At 59.3% G+C, this 14,895-nt stretch carries 16 protein-coding genes and 2 pseudogenes; 3 read left to right on the top strand and 15 right to left on the bottom strand.

Features of this window, described 5'->3' with window-relative positions:
• Window positions 1-316: 316 nt before the first annotated feature.
• The 4 genes from AC0L2P_RS31685 to AC0L2P_RS31670 form a co-directional block, all read right to left on the bottom strand.
• Window positions 317-967: a LysE family translocator gene (locus tag AC0L2P_RS31685; protein ID WP_473507162.1), complete on the bottom strand. Its 651-nt coding sequence runs from the start codon at window positions 965-967 to the stop codon at window positions 317-319.
• A gap of 27 nt (window positions 968-994) precedes the next feature.
• Window positions 995-1,618: an FMN-binding negative transcriptional regulator gene (locus tag AC0L2P_RS31680; RefSeq protein ID WP_473507155.1), complete on the bottom strand. Its 624-nt coding sequence runs from the start codon at window positions 1,616-1,618 to the stop codon at window positions 995-997.
• A 528-nt stretch (window positions 1,619-2,146) separates the two neighbouring features.
• Entirely contained in the window at window positions 2,147-2,806 is a 660-nt protein-coding gene (nodB, locus tag AC0L2P_RS31675) for a chitooligosaccharide deacetylase NodB (protein ID WP_473507153.1), read from the bottom strand.
• Window positions 2,803-2,856: a hypothetical protein gene (locus AC0L2P_RS31670; RefSeq protein ID WP_473507161.1), complete on the bottom strand. Its 54-nt coding sequence runs from the start codon at window positions 2,854-2,856 to the stop codon at window positions 2,803-2,805. Before AC0L2P_RS31670 ends, nodB begins: the two co-directional genes overlap by 4 nt.
• Window positions 2,857-3,066: 210 nt before the next feature.
• Between AC0L2P_RS31670 and AC0L2P_RS31665 the strand changes: the two are divergent.
• Window positions 3,067-3,251: pseudogene (locus tag AC0L2P_RS31665) on the top strand (LysR family transcriptional regulator); the annotation flags it as partial.
• Window positions 3,252-3,254: 3 nt separating this feature from the next.
• Here the strand turns inward: AC0L2P_RS31665 and pdxR are convergent.
• The 3 genes from pdxR to AC0L2P_RS31650 all read right to left on the bottom strand — a co-directional run bounded on the left by pdxR (window position 3,255) and on the right by AC0L2P_RS31650 (window position 5,994).
• Window positions 3,255-4,724 (bottom strand): MocR-like pyridoxine biosynthesis transcription factor PdxR, encoded by a 1,470-nt coding sequence (gene pdxR, locus AC0L2P_RS31660; protein WP_473507151.1) that lies wholly within the window; start codon window positions 4,722-4,724, stop codon window positions 3,255-3,257.
• 626 nt (window positions 4,725-5,350) lie between these two features.
• Complete coding sequence (locus tag AC0L2P_RS31655) at window positions 5,351-5,686, bottom strand: helix-turn-helix domain-containing protein (protein ID WP_473507149.1); 336 nt, start codon at window positions 5,684-5,686, stop codon at window positions 5,351-5,353.
• The gene (locus AC0L2P_RS31650) at window positions 5,683-5,994 is read right to left on the bottom strand and encodes a type II toxin-antitoxin system RelE/ParE family toxin (protein ID WP_473507147.1); all 312 of its coding nucleotides are present in this window, start codon (window positions 5,992-5,994) and stop codon (window positions 5,683-5,685) included. The genes AC0L2P_RS31655 and AC0L2P_RS31650 overlap by 4 nt, the downstream gene beginning before the upstream one ends.
• A gap of 401 nt (window positions 5,995-6,395) precedes the next feature.
• On the opposite strand from AC0L2P_RS31650, the gene AC0L2P_RS31645 reads away from it, so the two are divergent.
• Window positions 6,396-6,605 (top strand): hypothetical protein, encoded by a 210-nt coding sequence (locus AC0L2P_RS31645; protein WP_473507145.1) that lies wholly within the window; start codon window positions 6,396-6,398, stop codon window positions 6,603-6,605.
• A 12-nt stretch (window positions 6,606-6,617) separates the two neighbouring features.
• Window positions 6,618-6,818 carry a hypothetical protein gene (locus AC0L2P_RS31640; protein WP_473507143.1) on the top strand — a complete coding sequence of 67 codons (201 nt, stop codon included), beginning with the start codon at window positions 6,618-6,620 and terminating at the stop codon, window positions 6,816-6,818.
• A gap of 367 nt (window positions 6,819-7,185) precedes the next feature.
• On the opposite strand, the pseudogene AC0L2P_RS31635 reads toward AC0L2P_RS31640, so the two are convergent.
• The 8 genes and pseudogenes from AC0L2P_RS31635 to AC0L2P_RS31600 form a co-directional block, all read right to left on the bottom strand.
• Window positions 7,186-7,445, bottom strand: a pseudogene (locus AC0L2P_RS31635) (transposase); the annotation flags it as partial.
• Between the two features lie 81 nt (window positions 7,446-7,526).
• Complete coding sequence (locus tag AC0L2P_RS31630; protein ID WP_473507159.1) at window positions 7,527-9,542, bottom strand: carbamoyltransferase family protein; 2,016 nt, start codon at window positions 9,540-9,542, stop codon at window positions 7,527-7,529.
• A 56-nt stretch (window positions 9,543-9,598) separates the two neighbouring features.
• Entirely contained in the window at window positions 9,599-9,802 is a 204-nt protein-coding gene (locus AC0L2P_RS31625) for a hypothetical protein (RefSeq protein ID WP_473507141.1), read from the bottom strand.
• 30 nt (window positions 9,803-9,832) lie between these two features.
• Complete coding sequence (locus tag AC0L2P_RS31620; protein WP_473507139.1) at window positions 9,833-10,621, bottom strand: ABC transporter permease; 789 nt, start codon at window positions 10,619-10,621, stop codon at window positions 9,833-9,835.
• A 3-nt stretch (window positions 10,622-10,624) separates the two neighbouring features.
• Complete coding sequence (nodI, locus tag AC0L2P_RS31615; protein ID WP_473507157.1) at window positions 10,625-11,647, bottom strand: nodulation factor ABC transporter ATP-binding protein NodI; 1,023 nt, start codon at window positions 11,645-11,647, stop codon at window positions 10,625-10,627.
• Between the two features lie 49 nt (window positions 11,648-11,696).
• On the bottom strand, window positions 11,697-12,971 hold the full coding sequence (gene nodC / locus AC0L2P_RS31610; protein WP_473507137.1) for a chitooligosaccharide synthase NodC: 1,275 nt from the start codon (window positions 12,969-12,971) through the stop codon (window positions 11,697-11,699).
• A 128-nt stretch (window positions 12,972-13,099) separates the two neighbouring features.
• Window positions 13,100-13,693, bottom strand: coding sequence for a NodA family N-acyltransferase (locus tag AC0L2P_RS31605; RefSeq protein WP_473507135.1), 594 nt, complete (start codon window positions 13,691-13,693; stop codon window positions 13,100-13,102).
• A gap of 902 nt (window positions 13,694-14,595) precedes the next feature.
• Window positions 14,596-14,895, bottom strand: a 300-nt coding sequence (locus AC0L2P_RS31600; RefSeq protein ID WP_473507133.1) for a hypothetical protein, incomplete at its 5' end; no start/stop codon positions are given.

The following is a 14,895-nucleotide window of genomic DNA, read 5'->3' as shown; positions in this document are numbered from 1 at the left end:
GTCAAGTCCGGGCGTCGCCATGTGGTCGAGTGCAAAGCGGGGCGCTGCTTGGCGCATGGCTTGGCTTTCCTTCTATGAAACGGCCGTCATTCTCGGTTGACTGGCTTCTACCGTGCGTTGATTGGCGAGGGCCCGAAGTGATGGGCATGAGGAAGGCGAGGCATTCGAACTCACGTTTCTCTCACTGTGGTGCCACGCCTCCTGAGACATCGCCTGAATAGGTGCAATGACCGAAGCTGGCTCGCAGCCATCCATCTGCTTCCGGCAAACTAACTCGCCAACCCGGAGAGATGCCCAAACCGATCGGATTCAAAGTTCAGGCAGCAGGGTGCTTCGCCAAAGCGAGGCCGACGCCCAGCGCGATCATCGCACCGCCCGACGCCTCCCTCAGGCGGCGGATCAACCCGGGACGCGCTGCCGCGCCGTCTTGAATGCCGCTGGCCACGAAGGCAACCACGATGTCGGCAAGCGTGTTGAGCGCAATCGACACGGAGCCAAGCACCACGAATTGCAGAGCTACGAGCCCTGCGCTCGGGTTCACGAACTGCGGAAGGAAGGCTAGAAAAAAGGCTGCCGTCTTCGGGTTGAGAGCCTCGACCAGCACCCCTTCACGAAACGCCTGCCGGGGTCCGACTGGACCCACCGGGGCGTCGTCATCGCCGCCAGTCGCTCCCTTGCGGCGGGCGGCTTGAAAGGTGCGAAAGCCGAGCCAGACGAGGTAGACCGCGCCGAACAGCTTTAATGCGGAGAACAGTTCCGAGCTCTCGAGCACGATCGCGGAGACACCTAAGCTTGCGGCGAGGACGTGGATCATGCCGCCCAGCCCCGTGCCGAAGCTGGAAGCGATACCTTCCGGACGACCGCCGGCGAGCGTGCGCGCGGCGACGTAGAAGATGCCCGGACCGGGCGTGATGGCGAGCACGGAGGCCGCGGCGAGGTACAGGGCGAATGGGGTCAGTTCCGGCATCATGGTCGATTTCCGCAAAGTTCATGATTATTTTGGGATGAGAGCGGCGATCTCGCGGTCAGATGCCCGCTCGCTCGCCGCGAGGCCCGCGGCCACGCCGGCGCGGTCGGCCGCGTTCCGGTTCTGGCTCATTTTGCGCTTGCCCTCCAGCCTCCTGACAGGCATGCGCAGGCCGATGATTCCGCGGAGTTGCGCCTGTACAAAATCCGGTGGCGCGTCCGACACTGCCCAAGGCGAGGCGCGTTCGCCCTCGTGGCGGTCGGTGAGACGATTCACGACGTCCAGCAGCCTTCCCGCATGCTCGAAGAACTCGACCGGACCATAGGCGTGGACGGCGATGTAATTCCAGGTCGGGACGACCTTCCCGGTTTCCCGCTTGGTCGCATACCATGCCGGCGTCACGTAAGCGTCCGGCCCCATGAAGATGGCCAAGCCGTCGCCCAGGGGTGGAACACGGCACTGGGGATTGGCCTTCGCCAGGTGCCCGTAGATCACGCCGTGCTCGCCCTCGCTCTCGTCAAGGAAGAGGGGCAGTGACGTTGCGAGCGGCCCTTCCGCCGTGACTGTAACGAAGTTCGCCAGCAGCGCCGCGCGGATGGTCGCCCGCAGGGACTCCTTGTCGTCGTCGCGGAAAGCGGGAGGGATGTACATCGCGAAACTCCTTGCGTTACCAGTCAGGTACCGGCAATCTGGCCTACTGGAAACAGCCAGTCAGAAGCTATCGACGTGGTCCAGTTGGTGAAAACTGGCATCGCGCCCCCGATCATCGCGAGATCAAGGAGCAGATCCACAGCGGGGTGTGCGAGTCGAGGGACGCCTTCCGCTCCTTCGCAGCCGAGCGGTGGGGCGTATCCCGCATAACGGCAACGGCGGCTAGTTTGCCAATCCTTGTGGACGGCCTCCGGCAAACCCAATGAATTGATCTAACGCAAGTGAACGATAATAAAACAATCGTCGAAGAGGGAGCCTACGGGGGATGCCAGGCAATGCCGAGAGCGTGTGCGGGTCCTCATTGTAGCAGGTGATAACAAGGTCTACGCTTAGCCAAACGGCCGGAGCCGACCAGTTCGTCCGATGTCGACGAAATGCTTGTCCGCAGGTCGTAAACGGCTTGTAAGCCTTTCATAAGCGAGACCACAAGGTGCTGGCTGGGAAAGCAGGTCCATAGGATCTCGCATTTCAGTGATGTTCTGGAAGCGAGCGAATTTCATATCCGCAGGCATCTAATGCCGGAATCAGATTGGACAGCGCCAAGACGGTCTGGTTGCGCAGACTGGCTTGACTGCGGCGTCTCGACTCGTCGGGAGGGCAACCATCGTGCAAGAGCACGATGGCGCCTGGCCGCACCGAGGCGAGAACTGCATCGACGATCGCGTTGGTGCCGGGGCGCGACCAGTCTTTTGGGTCTATCGACCAATGAAGGGCCGCCAGCCCGGCGATCTCTGACGCAGTGAACACTTCTTCGCTCCAGGCGCCGTACGGTGCGCGAATGTAGCGGATCGAGGCCTGCGGGCATGCTCCCATGATGGCATGGTTCGCCTCAAATACCTCACGTTGCACTTCGCCCAAGCTGCATTTGGACAGATCCGGATGAGACATCGTGTGGTTGCCTACCTCATGCCCTTCTGCGATCATTCGCTGGATGAGATCCGGGTGCTCTGCGGCGTAGGCGCCAATGACGAAGAAAGTCGCTGGCACCCGATTTTGCGCCAGCACATCGAGTATCTGTGGTGTGAAAAATGGATCGGGACCGTCGTCAAACGTCAGATAAACGCTGCGACGGCCGGTGCCGTCAGCGCATTCACTCCGCACCTCGCATCTGTCATCAAGATGTTTCATAACCCCGGACCCTTCCGGTCAATTGGTGTACCGGTCGGCCATTCGCTCATCGACCGCGCAATCGGCATAACGCCGGATCGACTCACTTAATATTCGGCCCAGACCAGGAGGCACACACCAGAAAAATGCTCCTCGGAGCCAACGCATACATCGACAATCCCCTTAGGGCTGCATCCTTGAATTTTTCCTATGCGACGTCCTGTCCGATCGGCAAAATCGATTGTTTCGATGATAAGCATCCACGTTGCGGATGATGAGACAAAGGCCTTGATCCGAACCTCCTCGCACCGACCGAACGCAGTCTCACGGGGCGGCAACCAGCATCAATCTTAGTCAGCCGGCCATGAGCGCGGCCGTGGCCCGGCTGCGCAACTATTTCGACGATGAACTGTTTACGATGAGCACCCGCGAACGTGTCCTAACCTCGCGTGCGGAAACCATAAGCGTCTCAGAGTTGAGCGACGACGTCCCGCAGCATCTCGACGCCTTTTTCGATCTGCCGGATGCTCAAGCCGGAATAGCCCATGACAAGCCCGACGCGATCGGCCCCGCCTGCTCCCGACTGCCCATGATAAAGCGGCGAAATGGGGTGCAGACCCAGACCCGCGTATTGCGCGGCTTCGACAAACGCCGTTTCACGCGATCGCGGCAGGTCGTTGAACCATATGACGACGTGCAGTCCAGCCTCTGCCCCCTGGACGGCGATCCGATCTAGAAAACTCCGTTTCAGGGTGGTCAGCAATACCTGCCGGCGCTCGCCGTTAAGGCGGCGCACGCGGCGCACATGGCTTTCATAGCCGCCGCTCTCGATCAGAGAGGCCAATGACTCCTGCTCCGCCACCGGAGAATGCCGGTCGGCAAACTGCTTGGCGGTTTCGAAAACCTGCTGCAATCCCGCCGGGACGACGAGATAGCCGATGCGCAGCATCGGCGAGAGCGTCTTGGAGATGGTGCCGAGGTAGATGACGGCCCCATGATCCTCGAGGCTGTGCAGCGGGGGAACGGGACTGATATCGTAGCGATATTCGCTGTCGTAGTCGTCCTCGATGACATAGGCGCCCTGGTCCCGCGCCCATTCCAGAAGCTGATTCCGCCGCGCGATCGGCATGACGCCGCCGAGCGGAAACTGATGCGAGGGCGTCGCATAGGCCAGCCGAGCCGCGACCCCCGCCAGTTGCTCCGTCTGCATGCCGTCCTCGTCAACCTCGACGGGAACGGGCGTGGCACCTGTACCGGCAAAGACCTGGCGCGCCATCCTGTAGCAGGGGTCCTCGATGACGAAGCTGTCCCCTGGGTCGAGCAGCAGGCGCGCGCAGAGATCGAGGCCCTGCTGCGAACCATTGACGATGACGATCTGCTCGGGTTCGCAGCGCACAGTACGGGCGCGCCAGAGATAGCCCTGAAGCGCCTGGCGCAGCCGGCGCGAACCGCACGGATCGTCATAGGCGAGCCGTGCCGGCCGCTGCGCCATCGCCGCGTTCATCGCGCGTTTCCAAACCGACGCGGGGAAATCTGAGGACGCCAGGACGCCATATCGGAAATCGACCTTCAGCGTGTTCGGCAGGTAATCCGGCCAGCGGGGAGTGCCACGCAGCCGTTCGCCATAGTTTGACAAGTGACCCGGGCCGGCCCGTTTTGGGGGATTGGCGGTTAGCTCAGGTCCGAGCAGTGAGGATGCGACACGATGGCGCGCGCCTTGACGGACGTCGATGAAACCCTCCGCGGCCAGCTGCTCGTAGGCGACGGTGACGGTCGTTCGCGAGACTCCCAGTTCCTCGGCGAGCCCACGGGAGGACGGCAGTTGGCTGCCGGTGTCGTAGATGCCTCTGAGTATCTGCTCGCGAAGCGCTTCGTAGATCTGGCGCGCACCCATGCCGTACGAGCGGGTTGAGCCACCGGGACCTGGAGAATGGACCATTTCTTTTCCTGCCAACTGAACCAGTTTGCAGCTACTCTTCCCGAAAGCCAAGAGCACGTCCGAAGTAGATGCCCACCGATCCACGACTGGCACAGTTTGCGAAAGGCCAATTCGGCTACCCGCGCGATCCATCATTGCTACGGTCCGGCTGGTTTTTCCAGTGCCGTTAAACTATCCGTCTTCCTGAACTAGACCTCCGGATTCGAAAGCGCTGCGGCGAATGAGGCCGCCGCCGCTTTGGGCGGCCGGCTCTACGCGCGCGCAATCCGGCGACCGAGATCTTGAAAATGCGGCTGGCCAATCTGGAAGGAGTCGAAGCCGGACTGGAAGGACAGCCCATCTTGTTATGGACCGCTCCAGGCGGAGTCTATGACTCGGTTGGCGTAATCTCACTTACCCCGACAGGTCCCGAACTGCGGTCCGTTTTGATGCTGGAGCCTCACAAGGATTATACGTACACTTTAATGAATGCCTATTCAGGATTGGCGTCACGATGACCGTCGACCCCATTCAGCCTTCAAATGATCTCCGTTGAACGGTTTCACCGCAACGGAGGAATATATTCCTGACGTAGTCGCGCTGCCAAACCCGCCCAAGGCTCGCGCCGAAGGCGGGTTGTTTTTGTTTCAGCCGAACTTGCGCGCAGGCGGTTCGCTAACGATCTCGCTGTGCAGATCGCGAAGCGCCTTGACCATCTCGACAGGCCTCGAGTTGATCAGCAGTAGATAGGCGCGCATGGCCTGTACGGGCCGCGAACGGCCCTGTTCCCACTGCTTCAATTGATCGAAGCCGAAGGCGAACGTGGACGCGAAGTCCTTCTGCGAAAGGCCAGTCTTCGTACGGATTGCTTTGACGTCGATCTCGGCGGGCACATGAAGCTTATAGGGCTCGGCCTCGCCGCGTGCGACGGCAAGCGCTTCCTGCAGGCCCTCCGCGATCTGATCGAATACCTTCTTGCTCATGCTCTTTCTCCACCTGCGGCTAGCGGCTGGACGCGCCGCGCATATTTTTCCACAATGGCCCCCGTCATCTTCCTAAGTGCATTACGTTCCGCCTTGGAAAGATTGACCTTTTGGCTCTTCCCAAACACGGTGATAAGGAACACCGGAAGGTCCGAACCTGTGTAGAATGTGATCGTGCGAACGCCTCCGCTCTTACCTTTGTTATTGCCACGAATCGAAAAACGGACCTTCCGGCAACCACCCGTTCCGACGATTTCCTCGCCACGGATTGGCCGCAATATGGTCGACGAAGTCCTCAATGTCCTCATCGGACATCCCGGCTGCCTGCGCCGCCCTACGGAAAGCTGTCAGTTCTGAGACCGTGTGCATGCCGTGCATAAGTATGTAAACTACGCACCTTGTCAACTGGTAAACAGGCTAGTGGGTTCCGTCTAGTCCCCCATGGGCAGAGAAATTACCGCAGTTACTGGCGCGATCGGGCCCCGCACTTGGATCGCTGAGCTCCCATGATCGATGTACCCCAGCAGGTTTGCCATAGCTTGATCGGCGTTAGCCCTGGCCGCTGCAGTGGCCGCCACCACCGCGGCGACGTAGGCTTCGAGCTGCGGATCCGGAAGAGAGGTCATGCATCCCTCGCGGCAACCGGAACGAAACCGGTTAGTGACGGTTTTCTAATGGAAGGGACCGCAAAGGCAAAGGATGCGGCACAATGGTCGAGTTTGTAGTTTTGGAACAGGCGGTCGCGAGGCAACGAGTGAAGCGAGCGGAACTCTCTCTCAAGCAGGCGAAGACGATGCTCACCGACAACATCGGGCTCGCCGTCAGTCTTGCCCTTTGCAGCCGCATACGGGCCGAGCAGGCGAGTGCGAAAGCAGCCAGAAGGCGGCTGCTGAAGATAGCGCTGCCAAGCGCGCATTGAGGATTCTGGACCATGACGTTGTTCGAACCACTCAACTCGGATGGCCAGAAGCGCAGCGCTATCTACCACGCCGCGCGGCTGAAGATGTTGCACAACGGGCTGCTCAAGCGAATGGAGCAGACCCACCGTTCTGCTGAAACGGTCGAGGAAGCGGCGGAACTATTCGCCGAGGCTGTTCGCCCTGCCGGAAGCACTCAGACGCTCGGCATGTGAGAGCCAAGCCGCCACATCGGGCTTTTGCAGTAGCAGACCAATGGACGTCCCGGCCATCCGGATACCGCCGCCACCATTCGTGCTAGGCCCGTCGTGCCCGGCTTACCCTTGGCGATGCCGACAGTCTGATCAATCACTCGGCCGGCCTGACCCGCTCCGCCAGATACCCGAGTTTGCGCCGCCTTATCGCCTTGCTTTATGCCGCCAGGGATCGCTTTGACCCAAACTGGTCGCTTCAGAACCTCACCGACCAAATCCTTTCCTCTGGATCTCTCGATATAAACGCTTTTATCCTCGACATCCAATGCGGCTGCAGACGTCGAACAGCTCGCCTTGGCCACGCCCTCATCCGCTGAGCTCGACACGGGGCGATGACGCGCTCGACGCGGCTCCAACTGCCGGCTCCGTCAACGAATTTGACCTTCGGACTCGCCCTTCGCCGACGCTTCGAAGCGCGCCATCGTGCTGGGCTTCAGATTCGCGACATGCCTTGCGCAACGTCGCGGTGAGAGCCAGGCCGAGGATGAAGTCGATATAGTTGTCGCGGCACCAGTCGATGACCTGCGGCTGCAATAAATGACTGTCGGGCTGGATCAGGATCCGGGTGTTCGGCCAATTGCTCCGGATCCCACCAGGCGGCGTGTCATATGAAGGTGCTTGGACACACCGGTGTTTCGGCAGCTGTTATCGGTCGTCCAGGCTTTGGCATCAGTTTTGGTGGACGCGAGCAGCTTGCGAGGGATGCATCCGAACGTGGCGCTGCTCCCACAATAGTCGCAGCTCTCCTGTGAGAGCCTCGCGCAGGCCCTGATCCGGCGTAATTGTGTCGAGGAGATCCGCGAGCACGGCTTCGCCTTCGATCCGCGTCAGCAGATCGAACAAGCGATGTGAAATACGCGCACAGTCACGGTGATCCGTTCGGATTTCGCAGACGGTCTCGTGGCGATCCTGCGCCGTATATGCGCGGACTTTATGCAAGGATACATAAGGCGGCAATGAAACCGCGAGCGCAGTCCAATCCTGCAGCTTTGCGGCCCGTTTTTTGACGAGGTACGGCCCGACCACAAGTCCATCCAGCTCTGTTGTCAGAAACGTGGCAATCGAGTCTGCAACTGAATCTACGATCGGCTCTGCATTGTTGTTAAAGGACGTATTGAGCAGAATTGGGATGCCTGTCCGCTGCTTGAAGGCATTGATGACGTCCCAGTAGGCCGGACTGGCCTTGCGCGATACTGTTTGCAGCCGAGCCGTACCGTCGACGTGCGTGATGGCGCCGAGCAAATCACGCTTGGAATCGCGCACACGAACTACGAAATTCATGAAGGGAAATTCGCACGCACTGCCCGGGAGGTCGAAAAATTCGCGCGCATCCTCCTCCAACACTGACGGGGCGAACGGGCGATATCCTTCCCGCTTCTTGACCATAGCGTTGATCCGGTCCTTGTTTGAAGCGGGCCTGGGGTCGGCAAGAATGCTGCGATTTCCGAGCGCTCGCGGCCCGAACTCCGAACGACCTTGCACCCAGCCGATCACGGCGCCACCGACCATCCATTCGGCTGCCCTATCCGCCACCTCCTCAGTGCGTTCAAACTCCAGGTGCCCCGCCCATGCCTTTAGTTCCTCTTCGACAGCGTCATCGCTCGCGAGTTCCGGCCCCCAATAGACCTCCTGCAATCGCGTACGCGGCGCTGGGCGGCCCAGCTCATTAGACACGATTAGCGCGGCGCCTAATGCGCATCCAGCGTCATGCGATGCGGGCTGCACGAAGATGTCTTCGAAAAGTCCTGAATAGAGCAGCTTGCCGTTCATGGAGCAATTGTGCGCAACTCCGCCGGCCAGGCACAACCGCGTCATCCCGGTGGCCTCACGATAATGACGAAGAATGTGAAACACGATGCGTTCGAGCGCTTCCTGTAACGACGCACTCACATCCATATGCTGCTGAGTAAATGGCATTCCCTTTTTCCGAACCTGAATGCTGCGGAGCAAAGTCGGACCGATGCGGTCCAGGTGAACGCGATACTCGCCGTTTGCAGAGAGTTCATAGAATTGCTCGAAAAGCTCGCGATAGGGAACGGGATCGCCGTAGGGGGCAAGCCCCATTACCTTATATTCATCGAACAAGCCGTAGCCGAGATACCGGATCGTCTCGAGATAAAATTGCCCGAGAGAATTGTTCTCTGGGAAAGTCGCAAGCTGCGTAATTTCAGTACCAGATCCAACCGCCACAAGGCCCGACAGGAAATCACCAGAGCCATCAATCGCGAAAATCAGACTTTGCTCGAAGCCCGACATTGCAAAAGCACTCACGGCGTGCGCCTGATGATGACTTACGAATGAGATACGCGAAGCGTCGAGCTCGGTACCGAACTCCTGCGCCAGCAGCTGCTGCATCAACAGTTTAGCATCCAACGGAATGGAGGCGTCCGGCTGGGAAACAAGCATGTTTTCAAGCATGGCGTTGCTATAGTCTTCGGTAGCGTAGAACGCCACTCGATCGATTTCGCTGAGCTGAACCCCAGCTGCTGAAAGACAGTATTGAGCCGCACTAATTGGGAGCTTGTTGGAATGTTTGATCCGATTGAGGCGCTCCTCTTCTACCGCCGCAATGACCTGTCCGTCCCGGACGAGCACCGCAGCGCCATCGTGCATGAATGTGTTTGGAATCTGAAACCTGTTTTCATAGACTTTGTCCAATCCGCCGTTCAATCCTAGACACAGCATCTCGCTCTCCATTTGTCGTACAGGAATACTAAATTGGCCTTCTCGAGACCGTTCGATCAGAAAGACAGGCCGCGTTGTCGCTCGCGCCCGAACGCCAGCCAAACATCACCGGCCTCAAGGAATTCTATGAGGTCCGCCGGGATCAACATAAGATCCTGTGCTCGAGACGCCGGGCGTTCCATAGCGTTGTGAGATTGAATCGACGCCAGCCAAAACCCTTCGCGGCACACGCTGGCGATGTCGTTTTTATTTGCGTCCATAGCGCATGGTTTATCTCCTTCTCTTTTGCGTCAGCGCATCAGTCGGCGGCGCAACAGCGCCATCGAGAGGAAGAATGGCAACAGCGCGTAGAGGCCGAGCACCCCGATGTGCAGGGCGATGCCGCCGATCGGGCGATCAAGCATGACCGGACGAATGAGGTCGATCGCATGTGCCAGCGGCATGCATCGCGCTATCTGTTGAAAGGTGTCAGGCAGCTGATTCAATGGGAAAACGGCGCCCGACAGGAACAGCATCGGTGTAAGGATAAGCGTCTGGTAAAATACGAAGTAATCGTAGCTGGGCGAAAGTGCGGTGACGACCATCGCGAGGCTGGCAAATACGAACCCTGTCAGAGCAATGAATGGCAGCGCATAAAAGACGGACGGCCAGGCTGTATAGCCCAACGCTGCGGTGACAATGGTAATTGCCATACCGGCCAGGAAGGCCTTGGTGGCTGCCCACGCCAGTTCACCCAGAACGATGTCGCCGAGGGTAACGTGCGTATACAGCATGGCTTCCCATGTGCGTTGAGAATGCATGCGAGCGAAAGCCGCGTACAGTGTTTCGAGGGTAGAGGCGGTCATCGCACCGACCGCGACCATGCCGGCCGCCAAAAAGGCGATGTACGGCGCACCGTCGACGCGGCCGACCATTATGCCGAGGCCGGTACCGAGGCCGAAAAGGTAGATCATTGGATCGGCGAGGTTACCGAGAATCGCCACGAATGCGACTTTCTTCCATGCCAGATAGTTGCGGCGCCACACCGCAACCCAGTTCCACGCATTGGCGGGCAGCACCGCCGCAAGACCTTCAATCATCGTTCACTCCTCCATCTCGCGCCCGGTCAGCCGCAAGAAAACATCCTCGAGATTGGCTGGACGCAGAAGAAGGCGCAGACTTGGTCGCCCCTGGAGTTGCGTGCGCACCTGATCAGGGTCTGGAGCGTAGCAGTAGAGGGTTTCGCCGCTGACCTCGATGCGCTGAGAATACGGCTTGACGAGGGAATGCAACTCGTGCGGGTCGCCGCCGTAAATCTCCATGACCTGGCATCCGATATGCTCGTCGATCAGCGCCTGCGGGCGGCCTTCGGCGATGTAGCGACCCCTTTCGAGCACGCACAGCCGATCGCATAATCGCTCAGCCTCTTCCATGAAATGCGTGGTCAGGATAATCGTCTTGCCGCGCGCCAACAGGGCGCGCAGCCGCTCCCAGATCAGGTGGCGCGCATGCGGGTCGAGGCCGGTGGTCGGCTCGTCCATCACAATGAGCTGGGGGTCGTTTATCAACGCCCGCGCCATGGTCAGGCACCTCTTCATGCCGCCGGACAGTTCCGAGACGCGCGCATCCGCCTTGCGCTCGAGGCGAGCGAACTCGAGAAGCGACGGGATGACCGCTTCGCTCTCGCGTGTGCTCATGCCGAAGTAGCGGCCGAACACCAGCAGGTTCTCGCGCACGGTGAATTCCTGGTCAAGATTGTCGAATTGCGGGACCACGCCAATGCCCCTACGTGCCAGCCGAGCGCGCGCCGGCACCGGGACGCCGAGCACCGTGATCGTGCCCGCGTCAGGGCATGTCATGCCGAGGAGCATACGCGCAATCGTGCTCTTGCCCGCCCCGTTTGGTCCGAGGAGGCCGAAACACTCTCCCGAAGCAACGGTGAACGACAGTTCGTCGACAACGACCTTGTTCCCATACGACTTGGTTACGCCGGCGAAATCGACTGCCACGGTCGACAGAGAGTCATGCACGGAGCTTTTCGCGCTTGTCTGCCCGTGAAACTCCCGTTCGATCGGACCAGTCTCGATCCGCCGCAAATCCTCTGGGTCCAACTTCCGACTCAACACTTGATCTTTCTGGTCCTGGCTCAAAACTTTTCCACCTGCGATCACGTGACTATTGCTGTTCGCTGTAAGTTGCCTCAGATCCCACCATGTTGGGCTTTGGAATGGCGCCGCCGGTGTTTGGCACATTGGCCGCAGAGCTTCGCGACAACCAATCGCTATTGCTCAATGTACACAGCGCGTATGCTTTCAATGGGAGCAAGAGAAAGATGTTGATGAGTGTGTGGAGCGAGAATCCGAGAAATCGAAGTTGGCGCGCACGAAATGCTGCCACGCTGCAGCGAACTATAGTCATGACCGCGATCATCAGGCATGCCGTCCAAGGCAAAGTACCTGTCGTTACGAATTGCGCGAGCCCAGCCAGGAGCGACAAAGAGAGCAATAATGGGCCAAGATTCTGCCCAATCACGTCCAATGTGAGGTAAATATTAAGGCCGCGCAGTAGTGGGAGCCCCAGAAAAGTGTCACGGAACGTGCTCCGGGCCCAGCGAAGCTGTTGGCGTAGATAGGGACCCATGCTGCTGGGAACGACTGTTGCCGCGACGGCCTCCGGGACATACTCTGTTCGAAAGCCTGCTTTCAGCATCAGGATCGTAAGGTGGCGGTCCTCACCGAAGTCGCTCGGCTTCCCTCGAAAGCGCTGCGTCTCGTACTGATCCAGCAGCGAAACAAGCGCGGATCGCCGGTACATGGCACACGGACCGCAGCAACACATGACGGCACCGAACCGAGCCTGAGCTGCCCGCTCTTCGTTGCAGGCGAGCCAGTATTCCATGTCAATCAATCGCGTCAGCCAAGTTTCACTGCGATTGCTAGCCACCAACTGGCCCATGGCGGCGCCGATCGCTTGATCTTGCATTTTCAGCGCAAGCCTTGTGACGACGTCCGGCGCGAGTATCGTGTCCGAATCTACATTGAGCACCAAATCTCCGCACGATCGGCGAACCGCCGCAATCTGTGCCTTGCGCTTTCCGACATTCTTTGGGAGCGCAATGAAGTTGAACCTCGGGTCGTGCGCGTATTCCTCGTGTACACCAACGAGGGCATCGCGATTTCCAGAGCCGTCATCAACAACATAGACCTGCAGTTTTCCGGCGTAGTCCTGACTTGCAATGGAAGCCAGGCAGTCCGAGAGGGTGCGAGGTGCCTCGTTGTAGCACGGGATAATGACATCGACGCTCGGCCAAAGCTCACAGCCGGCCGGTTCGCCCGAGGTTGGCGGTACGTTTGCAGGCAGGGTATAAAGCACCTGCGCGGTTTTATAGACGGTCGACAACAGCGCATAAGAGCAGACGGCAACAATACTGGCTGAGGCAAATAGGTTCATGAGATGTCAGATTCTTCAGTGAATTTGAGGAAGCGAGTGGATAATTAAATCTGCGGTCAATGCTGGAGTCAGATCCACCAATGCCATGAGGGTCGGGTCGCGCTGACTGATATCATTGCGGGTGTTCTTCATAGCTCCGGACCGTTCCGATCGATCAAAGTGCCGGCCGGCCACTCGCTCATTGAGCGTCCAATTGGGAGCACCATGACGAGTACGTCGTCGTCGACTCGCGTGGGAGGCAGATCGTGGTACACGTCCGGGAGGGTTGAACGCACGCGAACGCCCGACAAAATGTTCGCGAAGCCTTTGCGGCAGAACCTCCCAACATGGTTCCGGAGCGCGTGCCGAACCGTGCCGAAAGCGAATGGAACGCCAAGCTGCTGCAGCACTGGATACATCGCGCTAATCGAATGGGCGATTCCTAGCCCCTCAAGATCCGGACGCACGCCGTATAGACCGAGTTCAGCGACAAGCAGATCAGCGTCGCCAACTTTGATGTATCGGCGCAGCACGCCCAAGTGAGCCGCTACCCCGTGCACATCATAGCCGATTGCGCGGACCTCCGGCCTTGCACCGGCCCAACTTCGACCGCCTGCGAATTGCTTTGCACTAAAGGCGCCGACAGGCTCATAGGTCTTCCGGAAGAACTCAGAGAGTTCGAGGTGATCGGAAAGCCGCAACTCATTTTCCCAGCACAACCTCCACTGCACGTCAGAGCGCATGCGAAGACTTCCTCTTTTTCGGGTTCTCTTGTGCACCTCACGCGGTAGAGCAACGGCGGTGCATGTCATGTGGGGGTCTATGAACGACCCGCCCAGATTGGTAAAATTGATTGTTTAGATCGCGAGCATCCACGCTATGGATGTTAAAACCACGCGTTTCGAAGGCCCATGATCTGAACCTTCCAGCCGTGCTCGATTGGCCCATAAAGCGACGGCACCGAGGCAGCTGTCGGTGACACAACCTGCTTCAAGAGCGGCCGCCAGCGGGGTGGCAGCGCCTCGTGCCGAAGCGCGATCAAGTGTCAGCAAACGCGGCGACCGTTGACGCACGCTGATGATCCATAGGCGATCGCGCAGCTGTGGATCGCGCCAGCGGCAAACAGGTTCCGCGAAGCCTCAGGCTCGACAAGTTGCGGCAAAGGCGGCATCCCAATGGCGCGGCGTCGGGCTCGGCAACAAGAATCGTCTGGTCGATGCTCGCTGCCTGGCAACCGGTACTGTCGGTTAAAGCAGCCCGGACCTGGAGAGCGAGAAGGAGGGCGCACCTCGGCCTTGCAGCAAAAATGGCGGAGATGGGGAAACGGTCACCCCGTCGCTTCCGAACCTGATGTGTGGACCGCAAAAGCTTCGGCCGACCTCTGGGGCCGTTGAGGTGGAAGCGGGCGAAAACCCGTCGAGGCTCGTCGCGCTGGACATCGAGCCGCATGAAGAAGCCGGATATACGTCAGCAGTTGTGACCATCAACTGGATCCAGCTAACTTGTTGCAATCGGGCGCTCTTATACGTCCACATATAGGGTCAGCTTGACACCACGAAGCATACAGTGTCTCCAAGCCAACTTCGAAAATTCGTTTCATCAGGAAGCGGAAATCGGCTTTCGGAAGCGGGCCAGCAGGCAGTCTTCATTGATCGACGCGCCCCGGCACTCGATGCGTGTCATCTCGGTCAACGATTTGTTGAGCATGGCGTCTAAGCAAAGTTGGCCTATTCGGCGGCTTCGGGAAGGCGATCGCCGGCTCGTCGCGCAAGCCCGGCCATGCGGAGGCCTCTACAGTGGCACCGACTGTCTTGCCGCGCCGGAACACCCGACGGAAGAATGCATAGAAGCGGCTGTTCTTACTACGCGTGAACACCATCAGCATCGACGGCGTCACCACCAGCGTCAGCACGGTGGCGAAGGACAGCCCGAAGACGATCGCCGA

The organism is Mesorhizobium sp. WSM4836 (genome assembly GCF_055811815.1).
The sequence above is the reverse complement of the archived record's forward strand: the minus strand, read 5'-3'. Positions and strand labels throughout refer to the sequence as shown.